The organism is Paenibacillus sp. J31TS4, assembly GCF_018403265.1.
Taxonomy (GTDB): Bacteria; Bacillota; Bacilli; order Paenibacillales; family NBRC-103111; genus J31TS4.
The window spans coordinates 907,231-921,263 of sequence record NZ_BOSI01000002.1 but is presented as its reverse complement, the minus strand read 5'-3'; the positions used below and the strand labels follow the sequence as shown (position 1 = coordinate 921,263).

The 14,033-nt window shown below is 60.4% G+C and carries 14 protein-coding genes; 3 read left to right on the top strand and 11 right to left on the bottom strand.

All coding sequences use genetic code 11. From position 1 onward, the window contains the following. Window positions 1–98 precede the first annotated feature (98 nt). The 3 genes from KJS47_RS14935 to KJS47_RS14925 form a co-directional block, all read right to left on the bottom strand. The gene (locus KJS47_RS14935; protein ID WP_213525815.1) at window positions 99–1,010 is read right to left on the bottom strand and encodes a selenium metabolism-associated LysR family transcriptional regulator; all 912 of its coding nucleotides are present in this window, start codon (window positions 1,008–1,010) and stop codon (window positions 99–101) included. 134 nt (window positions 1,011–1,144) lie between these two features. Beyond that, window positions 1,145–1,582 carry a hypothetical protein gene (locus KJS47_RS14930; RefSeq protein ID WP_213525814.1) on the bottom strand — a complete coding sequence of 146 codons (438 nt, stop codon included), beginning with the start codon at window positions 1,580–1,582 and terminating at the stop codon, window positions 1,145–1,147. A gap of 108 nt (window positions 1,583–1,690) precedes the next feature. Next, on the bottom strand, window positions 1,691–1,954 hold the full coding sequence (locus tag KJS47_RS14925) for a YlbG family protein (RefSeq protein WP_213525813.1): 264 nt from the start codon (window positions 1,952–1,954) through the stop codon (window positions 1,691–1,693). A gap of 49 nt (window positions 1,955–2,003) precedes the next feature. On the opposite strand from KJS47_RS14925, the gene KJS47_RS14920 reads away from it, so the two are divergent. Then, on the top strand, window positions 2,004–3,017 hold the full coding sequence (locus KJS47_RS14920; protein ID WP_213525812.1) for an asparaginase: 1,014 nt from the start codon (window positions 2,004–2,006) through the stop codon (window positions 3,015–3,017). Between the two features lie 44 nt (window positions 3,018–3,061). Here KJS47_RS14920 and KJS47_RS14915 read toward each other — a convergent pair whose 3' ends face one another. The 6 genes from KJS47_RS14915 to KJS47_RS14890 all read right to left on the bottom strand — a co-directional run bounded on the left by KJS47_RS14915 (window position 3,062) and on the right by KJS47_RS14890 (window position 10,923). Next, on the bottom strand, window positions 3,062–3,520 hold the full coding sequence (locus KJS47_RS14915; protein ID WP_213525811.1) for a YlbF/YmcA family competence regulator: 459 nt from the start codon (window positions 3,518–3,520) through the stop codon (window positions 3,062–3,064). 128 nt (window positions 3,521–3,648) lie between these two features. After that, window positions 3,649–5,493 (bottom strand): helicase-associated domain-containing protein, encoded by a 1,845-nt coding sequence (locus tag KJS47_RS14910; protein WP_213525810.1) that lies wholly within the window; start codon window positions 5,491–5,493, stop codon window positions 3,649–3,651. Next, entirely contained in the window at window positions 5,490–7,256 is a 1,767-nt protein-coding gene (locus KJS47_RS14905) for a DNA repair helicase XPB (RefSeq protein ID WP_213525809.1), read from the bottom strand. Before KJS47_RS14905 ends, KJS47_RS14910 begins: the two co-directional genes overlap by 4 nt. Window positions 7,257–7,425: 169 nt before the next feature. Next, window positions 7,426–9,099 carry a stalk domain-containing protein gene (locus tag KJS47_RS14900; protein WP_213525808.1) on the bottom strand — a complete coding sequence of 558 codons (1,674 nt, stop codon included), beginning with the start codon at window positions 9,097–9,099 and terminating at the stop codon, window positions 7,426–7,428. Between the two features lie 124 nt (window positions 9,100–9,223). Further along, window positions 9,224–9,637 carry a CBS domain-containing protein gene (locus tag KJS47_RS14895; RefSeq protein WP_213525891.1) on the bottom strand — a complete coding sequence of 138 codons (414 nt, stop codon included), beginning with the start codon at window positions 9,635–9,637 and terminating at the stop codon, window positions 9,224–9,226. Window positions 9,638–9,768: 131 nt separating this feature from the next. Further along, window positions 9,769–10,923, bottom strand: coding sequence for an amidohydrolase (locus KJS47_RS14890; protein ID WP_249716386.1), 1,155 nt, complete (start codon window positions 10,921–10,923; stop codon window positions 9,769–9,771). Window positions 10,924–11,175: 252 nt separating this feature from the next. On the opposite strand from KJS47_RS14890, the gene KJS47_RS14885 reads away from it, so the two are divergent. Together KJS47_RS14885 and ftsW are read left to right on the top strand one after the other, a co-directional pair. Further along, window positions 11,176–11,520 (top strand): YugN family protein, encoded by a 345-nt coding sequence (locus KJS47_RS14885; protein WP_213525806.1) that lies wholly within the window; start codon window positions 11,176–11,178, stop codon window positions 11,518–11,520. Between the two features lie 12 nt (window positions 11,521–11,532). After that, a complete protein-coding gene (gene ftsW / locus KJS47_RS14880; protein ID WP_213525805.1) occupies window positions 11,533–12,705 on the top strand; it encodes a putative lipid II flippase FtsW in 1,173 nt (390 codons plus the stop codon). An 83-nt stretch (window positions 12,706–12,788) separates the two neighbouring features. Here ftsW and KJS47_RS14875 read toward each other — a convergent pair whose 3' ends face one another. Both KJS47_RS14875 and KJS47_RS14870 read right to left on the bottom strand, forming a co-directional pair. Beyond that, window positions 12,789–13,169 carry an Asp23/Gls24 family envelope stress response protein gene (locus tag KJS47_RS14875; protein WP_213525804.1) on the bottom strand — a complete coding sequence of 127 codons (381 nt, stop codon included), beginning with the start codon at window positions 13,167–13,169 and terminating at the stop codon, window positions 12,789–12,791. Between the two features lie 24 nt (window positions 13,170–13,193). Then, window positions 13,194–13,976, bottom strand: coding sequence for an SDR family oxidoreductase (locus KJS47_RS14870; RefSeq protein WP_213525803.1), 783 nt, complete (start codon window positions 13,974–13,976; stop codon window positions 13,194–13,196). Window positions 13,977–14,033: the final 57 nt, after the last annotated feature.

Below are 14,033 nucleotides of genomic sequence, written 5' to 3'. Positions count from 1 at the left end.
AGCGCCTCCTATCTGCGATGTGTTCACGGTTTTCTTACTTCCTTATGTACTTGAATCGGATTGCGACCCGCTGCTCCCCGGGCGGCCCGGCGGCTCTGTTACAGCCAGCGGTTCAGGTCCCGTTCCCGGATAAAGGTAAGGAACGTGACGGCCGCTAGCGGAAGCAGAGCCGCTTTTAAGTATAAAACATAAAAGCTCCGTTTGAAGCGGACGCCCTCGATCCGCTTGGCTGCGAGCACACCAAGCGCCAGCTCGTGCTTGACTGAGCTCTCGGAGAGCACAGTGACGCCAAGCCCCGCCTCCACCGCGGATTTGATGGCACCTGTGCTGCCGAGCTCCATATCGATCCGCAGGTCGGACGGATCCAGCCCCTGGGCGCGCAGCTGCTCCTCCATCACCTGCCGAGTGCCGGATCCCTGCTCCCTCAGTACGAAGGGGCAGCCTCTCAAATCGCTTAGCGTCACCTTCTCCTGACGGCCCAACGGGTGTCCCGCCGGGACAATGAGAAGCAGCTCGTCATCAAGCACCGGCTCGGTATGGATGTCCGGATGCTGGACCGGCGCTTCGATCAGCGCGAACGTCAGCTCCTGACGGAGGACGTGCTCCAAGAGGCGGGTCGTGTTCGTCACCTTCATGTTGACGGTCAGCTCGGGAAATTCCTTGGCGAACGGTCCCAACAGGCGGGGAAGAATATACTCCCCGATCGTCAAGCTGGCGCCCAGCTGGAGGTGACCCTGCTGCTTCTTGGCGAAACGGGACATCTCGCGGTCGGCCTCCTGCATGAGTCCTATGAACCGCGTGGCGTATGGCAGCAGTGCCTGACCCGCCTCCGTAAGCTCGATCTTCTTGGTCGTGCGGCGAAACAGCTTGGCTCCGTAGTAATCCTCCAGCCCTTGTATCTGCATCGTCACCGCTGGCTGCGTCATGTGCAGCGCCTGGGCGGCGCGGGAGAAGCTGCTCTTCTCGGCCACGGTATAAAACAGATGAAGCTGATGGAACGTCGGCGCCATGGAAGTCGCCTCCTTTTCCCCCTCATTATACCATCATTCCCTTGTTGCTAAGCAAACGAACGAATCCCGGGGAGAAAAGAAAAATAAGCAAACGGATCCGCTCCGTCTGCTTATGGAACCAATAGCGCAAGGCGCTATCTTCGCTTGCGGCTGTTCTTGATCAGCGTCATGCGGCGGGAATGCCGCAGCCAGGAGTAATAAGACTTCAAATCGCGCAGCTCGATCGTCTCCGACATGCGGCCGAGAAAGGTGACGACGATCATCTTGTGGAGGGGATTGCCGGCAATATCGGTTTCCTGCTCGATTCGGGTAAACTCGGCCACCATCACGAGATCGTCGTCAATGAGGTAGACGTCCTGCTCGTTTCGGTAGTAGGGCTTAATGTAGCCCTCCTTCAGTTTCATCCACAAGAAGTCGCTGATCTGCTCGAGCGTGGGATCCCCGCTCTCCACCCGACTGATCCATCTGGTTCTTGCATGGTGTGTAATGACGATGTCGGCAATTTTCTTGTCGGCCAGCGGGACGTAAAACGGCTCGTACGTGCTCCACCGGTCCATAACCTTATCCCTCATAAGGTGACTCCCTTCCTGAAAAAACAGGACGACCAGACTATAGCGAAACCGATTACATTCATTTTACTTCATTTTATTTCGGATTCCAATGAGGGATTCAGAAAATAATTACAAAGAATAAAAACGTGTTTTGTCCGGCGTGTTGCTGGTATACTCAGTAGGGATCTCGCTGCGAAGCGATTTTTCCACCTTGTTCACATACGGCAGCCGCTGGATCGCCCGCATCGTCTCCTCGAGACGCTCGGTATGCACATACATGGCGACGTACAGCAGCTTCTTGGACATGTAATGGACCGTGCCGTACCGCTCCAGATTGCGGGCGGGTTTCAGATCGGTAACCCATACGATCAAACCGGTTCGTTCCGTAAACATCTCTCGTTCCTCTTTTCTATCATCAAGATTAGGATGCAGGTGACAAGCTATGAAAGACTCTACAGTTCTGGTTCATCTAATCCGCGGCCCGCTTCTCGAAAGCCTGCACCGCGGTCATGCCGCCGTCGTGGATAACGAGGGACGCCTCCTCTATTCGGCCGGCAATCCCGATACGGTCACCTTCGCCCGGTCGAGCGCCAAGCCGCTCCAGGCTCTCCCCGTTCTGGAATCGGGAGCCGCCAGACGATTCGGAATCACCCCGAAGGAAATCGCCCTGCTGTGCGCTTCCCATAACGGAGAAGAAGAGCACATCGACACGGCCGCGGGACTGCTGGCCAAGCTCGGACTCGGGGAAGAGGCACTGCAGTGCGGTCCGCATGACCCGTTCCGTCCGGCGGCAGCCCGCAAGCTGGCCGAGCAAGGACGGAAGCCGAGCCGGCTGCACAACAACTGCTCAGGCAAGCACTCCGGCATGCTGGCGCTCTCGCTCCAGCTCGGTGCTCCGGTCGATACCTACATGGAGACCGATCACCCGGTTCAGCGGCTCATGCTGGAGACGGTGGCTTCCATGAGCGGCACGGCAACGGACCGGATCCCGCTCGGTACCGACGGCTGCGGTGTCCCGGTCTTCGGGCTGGCCCTAACCAGCTTGGCTCGCGCATTCGCCAGACTGGGCAAGCCCGACGGTCTTGCCGATGCCCGCCGAGACGCTTGCCTGCAGGTACTTGATGCCCTGCGGAGCCACCCGTTCCAGCTGGCGGGAACCGACCGTTACGATACCCGACTCATTGAGGTAACCGGGGGCCGCATCATCGGCAAGATGGGTGCCGAAGGCGTCTTCGCGCTCACTGTACCCGAGCATGGCATCGGGCTGGCCCTCAAAGTCGAGGACGGAGCCGCCCGCGCGCTCTACCCAGCGGTGACGGAGGCGCTCAAGCAGGCGGACCTGCTGCGGCCGGCAGAGCTCGAAGCGCTTGCTTCGTTCCACAAGCCGGACGTCACGAACTGGGCAGGCCGCGTCGTCGGCCGGATCGAGCCTGTCTTGCAGCTGCAGAAGGCGTAGGCGCTAACGGTGCAGCGGTGTAAAAAAAGCGGGCAGCCGGACGGCTACCCGCAACCTCCGCTGCAGCTTCCTCCGGAAGAGCAGCCGCCGGAGCAGCCTCCATCCGTCAGCGCTTCATCGGCACCAGGAGTCTTGATCGTCTCCGAAATGGAACGAGCGATCATCTTCGTAACACTGTGGAGCAGATCGTCCAGCCGGGATTCGGCTTCCTTGAACCGGCGGATCGTCTCGTGCGCGTCCATCTTGGCCTGAAAGTCGCGGACCGCATCCATCGCGGCGTGATAGTCGGGATGAAAATGGCCGAAGCGCTCGCACTCCTCAAACTTGTCCTTATAGCGCTGGAACTCTCTCACCAGCCGGTGGACCTCCGCATCCTCCTTCATCCGTCGCTTCCAATATAAGTAATCCACCACTTCGGCGGAACCATTGATACGGTCGCCCAGATCATAGGCTTCTAGAAGAAGGGTGGACATGTCCAGGGCATAAGCTTCCATCGTGCTCATGGGGCATTGTCACTCCATTCTTGTCTTTGCTTCACCCCTCCATCATACCATGAAACACGTGGAAATGGAGTATTTTTTGCTTCAATGCAGGAGAGCAGCTCGCCATTGGAGATACAGCCGGCTCCCTGTTACTGGCGCGGCGGAAGCAGCAGCTGGATGCTGGACCAGGCGGAGAGCGGCTCCCGTACGGACGATTCGTCCGCCGAATACCCGATTGCGATCCACTCTCCCTCCTGCTGGACGACCCCGAGCGGGTGTAGCGTCCGCTCACGCGAGCCGTCTGCCGAGCGAAGGAGGAGAGATGCCCGCCAGCTGACCGCCTGCCGAGCGATCTCCACGCGTGTCGACAAATGACAGGGGCGGCATTCTCTGAGCCACGCGGCGGGCACTTCCCGCCAGCCGGGGAACAGCTCTTCGTACACAGGGATGGATACGGCAAGCTCTTCCTGCCCCCGGTTCGGCTGGATCAGGAGCCGGAAGGTGCCCGGGCAAGCTTCCTCTCCACTTCGCCCGGTAACCGAACTCCGAGCTTCGCCCCCCGTTCCGTCTGGAAATAGCAGGCTGTCCTCCTCCAGCCCCTTCTCTCCCACTTGCTCGCCGCCGGTCCAATGGGCGAGCATCCGCTCCACCGACTCGGGGAGGCCAGAATAGGCATGCTCCCTAAGAAAAGCAAGCAGGTCCCCGCCTTTCCATCCTGCTCTCAACGCCGACGTGCAGCTGTCACGCGAGAGGCTGTAGATGCTGACGACATCCGCCACCTTTCGCTCCGCCAGCGTCTCGAGCCTCCATCGGGTCTCAAGCGGCAGACCTGGCGGGACGATGATCTCGAAATCCGGCTGCACGTAAAAATGGGCTCTTCCACTTGCGGCGGATGGTTCACTCTCCTCCTGCGGTCCCCACATCGACAGCGGCCACCGGACAGCCGGCTCCCCGTCCCTCGTCCTCCCCGTCTCCAGCCAGCCGAGTGACGCTAAGGGACGCAGCCATCTGCGGGCCAGCTCCTCGCCCGGCAGCTCCGCGTCATTCTCCCCTTCCGCCCTCGAAGCGCAGCAGGAAATAGCCCCCGCCCGCTTAAGCACAGCCGTCAAATCGAAGACACGGACCCATTCGCCCGCCTGCTGCCGTTCCAGCAGCAGGACGGCGAGCTGCAGCCAAGCAGGGAACAGCGGGAGGCAGAGCGAACGCCAATCCTCGTACAGCCTAGCCGCGCGGAATCGTTCCGATTCGCCCAGCCAGCGGGCGACGCGCTCCTTGACCGGGCTGAGCCGGCCCGCCTCCTGCCGGACAAGCCCTTCCCGCAGCAAAATGTCCAGCACAAGCGCCACCGATTCGCTGTAGACGTCGCAGTGGACGTACGCGAACCCGACCGCCCGCAGTGCAAGCGGGTCGACGCGCAGCCGTTTCTCGAGCTTGGCCAGCGTCCGCTTGGCCAGTGTTCCTCTGGCTGTTACCGCGGCCGGCTCCTTGCTCAGGGCAAGCAGCGCGGCGAACAGGTCGGCCTGCAGCCCTCTCGCTTCCGAGGCGGGCTCCTGCAAGTCCGCTTCGGCGATCTCAGCCGTCATGCCGCCGAATCCGCTGAAGCCTTCCGCCAGCCCTTCTTCCGCGCACCCCAGCGGAATCCGGATGAGGTGCTCGCCGAAGCCTTTGCGCACCGCCTGCACCCAGCCCTTTCTCCGGAGGCCGGCTAGAGCCAGCGCTACCTCAGCCCCCGGGCGTCGTATGGCCTCAGCCAGCCGCTCGATCGTCTTGTCGTCTGCGGTACCAAGGCCATGCCGGATGAGCAGCCCGCGCCAAACCGCCGCTTCGGAGGCCGACAGCGAGGAGAAGCTCCTGCTTCCCTGACCTGCCCCTGCCCCTTCGCCTTCGCCCGATAGTGCCCGTGACGAAGCGCCGGTCGTCCCGCCAGACTTCCGGCTGCCGGCTGCCCGGTTCTCCTGCTGCTGCCAAGCCTTCAGCACATCAACGACCGTCAACGCTTTTCCTCCTCTCTAACCGGCATGCTCGGCGCCGAAGCGAACCTGCCGCCGTTCTTGTCCGGCTGCCCTGCTGCGCCCGTCATGTCCCGGGCGTCAAGCTCCTCCACTTGGTATTCATAGCCCTGCTCAACGAGGAACAGCTGCCGGTGAAAAGAGAAATCCTGTTCCCGGGTCCCCTCGCTGACGAGTGAATAGAAGTAGGCCTCTCCGCCTGCCCGTTTGGGGCGCAGGATTCGTCCCAGCCGCTGCGCCTCCTCTTGGCGCGATCCGAAGCTGCCCGACACTTGAATCGCCACGGCCGCATCGGGCAGATCGATGGCGAAGTTGGCGACCTTGGAGACGACAAGGAGCGTAATCGTTCCCTCTCGAAACTTCTGGTACCATTCCTCCCGCTGTTCATGAGGCGTTGCGCCGGTAATGAGAGGTGCCCCTGTCCGCCGGGCCAGCTCCTCGAGCTGCTTCAGATACTGCCCAATAATCAGCGTGGGCTGTCCGGCATGCCGCTCGAGCAGTAGGAGCACCGCATCCGCCTTCCCCGGATTCTCGGCCGCGATCCTCAGCTGCTGCCGCGCGGCGGCCTCCCGGTACTGCCTTCCGTCCTTGTCGTTCAGGCGTACGAGCAGCTCGCGGCACCGGACGGTGGCGATCCATCCCTGCCTCTCCAGCTGCTTCCAGGGCACCTCGTAGCGTTTGGGGCCAATGAGCGAAAAGACTTCCTTCTCGCAGCCGTCCTCCCGGATAAGAGTAGCCGTCAGCCCGAGCCGCCGGGTCGCTTGAATATCGGCTGTTACGCGAAAGATCGGAGCGGGGAGCAGATGAACCTCATCGTAGACAATCAATCCCCAATCTCGTTCGTTGAACAGCTGCATATGGCCGAAGGGGTCGTCCTTGCTCTTGCGGTGGGTCAGAATCTGGTATGTCGCGATCGTGACCGGTCGAACCTCCTTCGTCGCCCCGTCGTATTCCCCGACCTGATCCTCCCCCAGATCCGTCTTGTCCAGAATTTCCCGCTTCCACTGACGGACGGACGCCACGTTCGATGTTAGGATGAGCGTAGCGCACTGCAAACGGCTCATCGCGGCGATGCCGACGACCGTCTTGCCGGCTCCGCATGGAAGGAGCAGCACGCCGCTTCCCCCCTGCCCGTCCTCAGAACGATAAAAGGCGTCTACCGCTTCGCGTTGATAGTCCCGAAGCTCGAATCTCGCCCTTCCTTCCCGATCGGGCTGCAGCCGGATCGGAAGCGATTCGCCGACATGAAAGCCGGCCTGGTCCTCCACCGGGTACCCAAGCTTGAGCAATTCTTGCTTAAGCAGTCCCCGGGCATGAGAAGGAACAAGGGCCGTTCGGGGGTCCAGACGCTCGCCGAGCCAAGCGGTAAGCGAGGAATATCCCCGCAGCTCATTCAGAAGCGCGGGGCTTTTGGACACGAGGAGCAGTCTCCCGCCCTCCTCCTCCAGGTGCAGCAGCCCGTAGCGGTCGGTCAGCTGGAGAAGCTCGGCCCGTACGGACGCCGGGACCCCGAATTTTCCATACTCGGTCAAAAAATCGATCATCTCGCCAGGCTTCATTCCACAGGACATTGCATTCCAGAGCGACAACGGCGTCATCCGATACGTATGCAGCTGCACCGGACTTTTTACCAAGTCCGCGAATCGGCTGAGCGTCAGCCGGACCGTCTCGAATTCCGGATGCTGCGTTTCCAGAAGAATCGTAAAGTCGTTAAGTACAAACAAAGGCGGCTCCTGCCTTACCGACATGCTCATCCCTCCGTTCTCTCTTCCTGCGTCTTTCTCAGTATGAAAGAAACGAGAGCAAATTAAACGTCTGCTGCGGGAGCACCCAGCCCGAACCGCCCTCCGCCTCCTTACCGGCCATGCGCAAAAAAGCCTTCCCCCGATCGGGAGGAAGGCAGGAAAACCGCGGCATTCAATACGTGATCCGAACGGTCCGGGTCGGGTCGTCGTAGTCAACCGTGCCGCCCAGCAGGTTGGCGAGCAGACGGACCGGAACGACCGTACGCGGATTGTCCGTCTCACGGAACGCGAGCTGGGCAGGCGTGTCCGTGTAGTACGCTTGGCCGTTAACCTCGTAATAAGGCCGGTCTACATAGAATAGGATCTTCTGGCCGTCCTTGAGATAAACGGCCGCCCGTTTGGCATTGTCCCAGTCGATCGACGCGCCCAGCGCTTGTCCGATGTCGCGGACGGCCAGGTACGAAATGCCGTCCCGGATGAACGGCTTCACGAGCAGAGGAGCGCGCACGCCGTCCAGCGTATAGCTGGAGGCATCCAGGCCGAAGGTGAACACATGTCTCGGCTGGGCTATCGGAGCTGCTGGTACGGAGGCTCCTCCATGCAGAGCGAGACGCCCCGCGCCAGGCTTCGCTTCCGTAGCAAACGTCCATGCCTGTTCCTTCCATTCGCTTCTTCCGTCTTCATACTGCACCTGAAAGCGTACATTTGCTTTGTAGCGTTGCCCCGCCTCAAGCGGGTGCTGGGGAATAAGCAGCATCTGGGTCGTAAGCCTGTCGTCGTTAGACGCGCTGCTTCTGAGGAGCGGAACCCGGGTGCCGTCCGGGCCGGTCAGCTCCGCATCCTGCAGCACGGCCTTGTCCACTCCGCTGCCGTATACACCCAACAGGATCGGGTACCCTACCGGATACCGGGTGCCGGGATGCACCCGCAGCGGGTCCGGCAGCTCGTTGCCGTTCCAGCTGACCGGCACTCCCCGATCCCCTTCCCCGGGCGTTATGACGACCGTACTCTGGCTCCGCTCCTCGGCGAAGCCGAACAGCAGGACGTGATACGGCCCTGCCTGGGCGTAACCAATCTCGGTTAAGGCCGGATCGAGGAACGGCATCCGGTGATAGGGAGCATCGTAGAGGTCATCTACCGCCTTGGTCGGAGTTGCATTCTCCTGCTGGCTGATGTCCTCAGCCGCCGATTCGTTCGCATAGCCGGCATACTGGAGCCTTTCTCCCAAGGAGGCTCCGGTAAACCCCGGCTTGCCCGGCGTTTCCGTATGGGTGATCTGTCCGTTCAGCCGCTGATAGTCCGCATGGTATTGGGCGGCGAGGTTCAGCTGTCCGTTCAGCTCGACCTGAGGCAGGCCCAGCTGCCGGCGGATGTCGTTGACCGCCTTAAGCGCTTCCGAATGCGCCGCTGTCACGGCAGGCAGCGTCTCTACGGCTCCGTTCTTGACCGAGAAGGCCCAAGTATAGGTTTGGGGTTCGTAACCTTTCCATTCCAGGCTCAGCTTGACATTGTAGCCGCCGGGGGCGAGAGGCGCGGTCGGCTGATAAACGAACACGCTGCGATCGGCATCGTATTTCACCGGAACGGACGCTCCGTTCAGCGTCATGAGGGCTCGCTGCAGCGGCATCCCGTCGAATTTTACCTTCATTTGAATGGACGGATAGGCATAGCCTACCGTGCCGCTCGGGGACGGCGGCCAAGTATAGTAGATCGAAGATTCGGCGGACGCTTTGCCGGGCAGCCCCAGCGCTGCGCCGGAACCGAGCAGCAGAGCGAAGACCAGGAACGTTCGGGCCAGAAAACGCTGGAGACTGTTGCACGGGGCAAGCGATCGGAAAACGGACATGTCCATCTCCTCCTCTAGGTTGTCTTGGTATAGATTAACTATAGAGGGGCGGAGTTGAATCTGTCCAGGCAAGAACATGGGAAAAAAGCCCCCGTTTCGGGGGCTTGGTCCGGGAAAAGAAGGGTCAGTGAACGGAAGTCCGGTCGTCAGCTTCGGAAATTTCGCTTAGGGCCTCACCAGCCTCGCTCTCGAACAAGTGACGGACCGCCATGTCGCCGATAGCGACTACGCCAACCAGCTCGCCGTTCTCGACGACCGGCAGCCGGCGGATTTTGTGCTTCGCCATCAAGCGGGCGGCATCGTCAACCGTGGTGTCCGGATCCACGGTTTCGGTGTCCCGGCTGATGACCTTTTCAACAGCCGTCGAACCGGAATGCTTCTCAGCATAGCCGCGGATGACGAGGTCTCGGTCGGTCACCACGCCGATCAGCTTGCGTCCTTCCACAACCGGGATGAACCCGATGTCGTGCTGCTTCATCTTCACCGCGATTTCGTACACATTGTCTTGAGGCGAAACGGTAACGATATCCGTAGACATGATATCTCTGACTTTTCTCACACGATTCCCTCCCGGGTGATAAAGATGGGGGTCAAGTCCCGTCTATAGAATCCCCCTGGGCCGGGTTTCGATGCTTGGTAAAAACATGCCCGGTGCCCACCGGACCGACGTCAACCCCGCCGATGCTGGTACTCCAGGCACAGCTCGGCGAGCAGCCGGGCCGCCGTCAGCATCGCCTCCTCGTCGATATCGAACCGGGGATGATGATGCGGCGCCGTGATGCTGCGCTCCTGATTGCCGGCACCGACAAGCAGGAAGCATCCTGGCACCTTGTTCAAGTAGTAGGCAAAATCCTCTGCCGCCATAATGAGAGGGGTGCGGTCCGCTCGTTCCTCTCCGAAAAGGCGGCCGGCCAGCCGAAGAGCGCGCTCCGTTTCGCGCTCGTCATTCACGAGGGGCGGATAGCCCTGCTTGTAATCGAGCCGGAACGACGCCCCGTGCATGGCGCATGTCTGGCTGACGATGGCCTGCAGCCGTCCTTTGATCAGCTCCCTGACTTCTTCCCGGAAGGTGCGGACCGTCCCCGTCATCACGCAGCGGTCGGCTATCACATTGAAGCTCGATCCGGCGTGAAAGGAGCCGACGGACACGACTGCCGCCTGGGTCGGGTCCACGTTCCGGCTCACGATCGTCTGCAGCGCCACCACGAGCTGCGAGCCGATCGCTATGGCGTCGACCGTCTCGTGAGGGAGCCCGCCATGCCCGCCTTTGCCAACGATCTCGATCGTGAATTCGTCCGCCGCCGCCATCATCGGTCCCGGCAGACTCCGGACCTCTCCCGTAGGAAGAGGCGACCACAAATGGACGCCGTAGATGACGTGGACACCCTCCAACGCCCCGTCCCGGATCATGGGCATCGCCCCGCCCGGCGTCGTCTCCTCCGCCGGCTGGAACAGAAAGACGACGTCCCCGATCAGCTCCTCCTTGGAGGCCGCCAGCAGCTTGGCTACGGCGAGCAGAACCGCCGTGTGCGCATCGTGCCCGCAGGCGTGCATGACGCCGGGGACGGCGGAGGCGTATTCGCATTCCTTCTCGTCCTGGATCGGAAGCGCGTCCATATCGGCCCGCAGCGCGACGACCGGTCCCGGGCGTCCGCTGCGCAGTCTCGCCACAATGCCATGGCCTCCGACGTTTCTTCTGACCTCAAGGCCGAACGCTTCCAGCCGGTCGGCCGCGAATTGCGATGTTGCCCTCTCCTGATAGGACAGCTCCGGATGCTTATGCAGATGCCTGCGCCAGGCGACCATGTCCGGGTATAATTCCATAAGACGTGCCCCGAACTCCATGCCACCATTCCTTTCTAGACCGCCGTTTTTCTTCATTGTACCAGACGCATTTCGGCTTTCCCACTCGGGACCGCTTTCGGTTCGCATTTTTCCCCTCCGATAGCTGTCTCAAGCCCCAAAAGCTTGCACAAGTTTGGGAAACATACTATCATGGAACTGATATACGCGCCTATGGCGCGTATGCTGGATTACCAACGGATACGCCAATAGAGAACGGAGGCTTTTTCAAACATGTTGATCACAAACTCTGGCCTTACCGGCATGCAGGCCGACCTGGCCACTCTCGACGAAGTTGCCGAAAAAACCGGATTCGTCCGCTGGCAGTGGGAATATTACCGCGCCACCTACGACTATAAGATTGAGGATGCCGGAAATGAGTACTACCTGCGTATCAATGCCCGCGCGGAAGTGGGCAAGCTGGAGAGTCCGCATGCGATTCTGAAGCTCGAAGATACATACATGGGGAAAGCTACGTTCCCGCATGGGCTGGACTACGAGAGCCCAATCCCTCAAAAGATTCAGCAGCAAGCTTCCCAGAAACTCCAAGAGTTCAAGAACCTGCTGAGCCAACAATAATAGGCGGATTCCATGAATCCCCCAAAACGCGGAACACCGGATTTCCTGCTGCTGATTCTGACTTTTGTCCTGGCCCTCTTCGGTTTGCTGATGGTTTACAGCGCAAGTTCCATGACATCGTCGTATTATAACGAGGGAAATTCCTTTGTTTACTTCAAGCGGCATGCCATTGCAATGGCGCTCGGGTTTTTCGCAATGTTAATCGGAATGAATCTCCGCTATCAGGCGCTGCGCAAGTGGGTGGCGCCCTTCTTCTTGGTCGTGCTCGTCCTGCTCGTGCTCGTCCCCTTCTTCGGGAACGGCAAGGTAACGACAGGGGCCAATAGCTGGTTCTCGATCGGCCCGTTCAACCTGCAGCCGACTGAGTTCGCGAAGCTTGCGATTATCCTGTATCTCGCCAACCTGATCAGCAAAAAAGGAGAGAAGTTCCGGGATTTCAAAAAGGGGCTTCTTCCCGCCCTGATTATCATCGGCACGATCGCCGGTCTGATTATGCTGCAGCCCGACTTCGGGTCTTGCGCCGTCCTGGTCGGAGGCTGCCTCTTCGTGCTCGTGGTCGGAGGAGCGAATCTGAAGCACCTCGCCATGCTGGGCGGAGCCGGCCTCGTGCTTGGAGGCCTCGTGGTCGGATTGGCGATTATGCTGAGCGGCGGGCTGGATGGATACCGGGTAGACCGGTTTCGGGTGTTTCTCGATCCATGGGTCGATCCCTTGGGCATTGGGTTTCAGATCATCCAGTCGCTGTTTGCCTTCGGGCATGGCGGATTAACCGGAGCCGGGTTCGGGCAAAGCATCCAGAAGCTGCATTACCTGCCCGAAGCGCACAACGACTTTATCTTCGCTATCGTCGGAGAAGAGCTGGGCTTCATCGGCACTTCCATCTTCTTGCTCGTCTACTTGCTGTTTCTATGGAGAGGGATCATCGTCTCGCTCCGCAGCACCGATGCCTTTGGCATGATTACCGGCATCGGCATCGTGAGCATGATCGGCATCCAGGCGTTGATCAACATCGGCGGGGTCACGAACAGCATTCCGATGACCGGCGTCACTCTCCCGTTCATCAGCTACGGCGGCTCTTCCATTCTGGCGACGCTGGCCGGCATGGGGATCCTCCTCGGCATCTCGCGCGAGCAGAACCGCCCGGTGCCGCCTCCCAAGGCGAATACCCGGTCCACTGGACGTTAGCCGGCTGCTGGACAAGCACAAGAAAGAACCAGAACTCTCCGAGTTCTGGTTCTTTTTGTATGGACTAATTATGGGAGGCAGGCTTACTTCACCCGGGCCGGGTCTTCCGTTTCATCCTCGCGCTCCCGGAAGGCCACGCCTTCGACCTTCACGTTCACTTCTACGACGCGCAGTCCCGTCATGTTCTCGACGGCTTCCCGAACGTTCAGCTGCATCTGGCGGCAGACGTCCTGAATATGGGTTCCGTATTGAACGATAACCCGCAGGTCGATAGCGGCTTCCAGCGCGCCGACCTCTACGGTTACGCCCTTTTGCGCGTTTTTGCCGCTGAGCCGCTTGGCCCAGCCTTCCGAAATGCCGCCGGACATCCCGGCGATCCCTTCGGTCTCCAGCGCAGCTAGTCCCGCGATGGTGGAGACGACATCATCGGAGATACGAATGAACCCATCCTTCTCTTCCGTCATTTCCAATCCCTCCTTTTGGCTCCATTATAATGATTTGACCATTCCCCCGTCAACGAAGTAGGTCGAGCCTGTCAAATAGGTGTTCCGGGGCGACAGCAAAAACGCTGCGAGGTCCGCCAGCTCCTCCGGACGTCCATAACGCCCGAGCGGGATCTGAGCTTCCATCGCCTTCCGAATCTCCTCCTCGCTGCGGCCCTCCCGCTCTGCACGGGCGCGGTCGAGCTCCTGAATCCGATCGGTCTCTATTCGGCCGGGGCATACCGTGTTGACAAGAATGCCGTCAGGCCCGAGCTCGACGGACAGCGTCTTCATAAGCCCGGTCACGCCTGTACGCATCGTATTGGATAGCACTAGACCCGGGATCGGTTCTTTGACGGACGTGGAGGCAATGGTGACAATTCGGCCGCCTTGCTGCTTGAGAAGCGGATAAAAGCCGCGAACCAGCCGGACGACGCTCATCACATTGGTGGCAAATGCCTTCTCCCAGGCCTCGTCGTCGAACGACAGGAACCCGCCCCCCGGAGGGCCGCCGGCGTTGCACACCAGCGCATCGATCGATTCCCGCTCGGCGGCAACCTCCTTCACGAACGCTTGAAGAGAGCCGGCGTCGGATACGTCTACTGCTCTGGCGATCACTTCGGTTCCATGCTTCTTCAAAGAGGCAGCCGCCTCGTCAATGCTCTCTCGGTGACGGCTGCACACGATGAGATTGGCACCTTCCTCCGCCAGCTTGTCCGCAATGGCGAAGCCAATCCCTCTGCTGGCCGCCGTAACGACGGCCCACTTTCCTTTCCACTGCAATTCCATAGACTAAATCTCCTTTCGTTCATGAAAATGATTCCCCCTCCCCAACCGGCGCTCTGG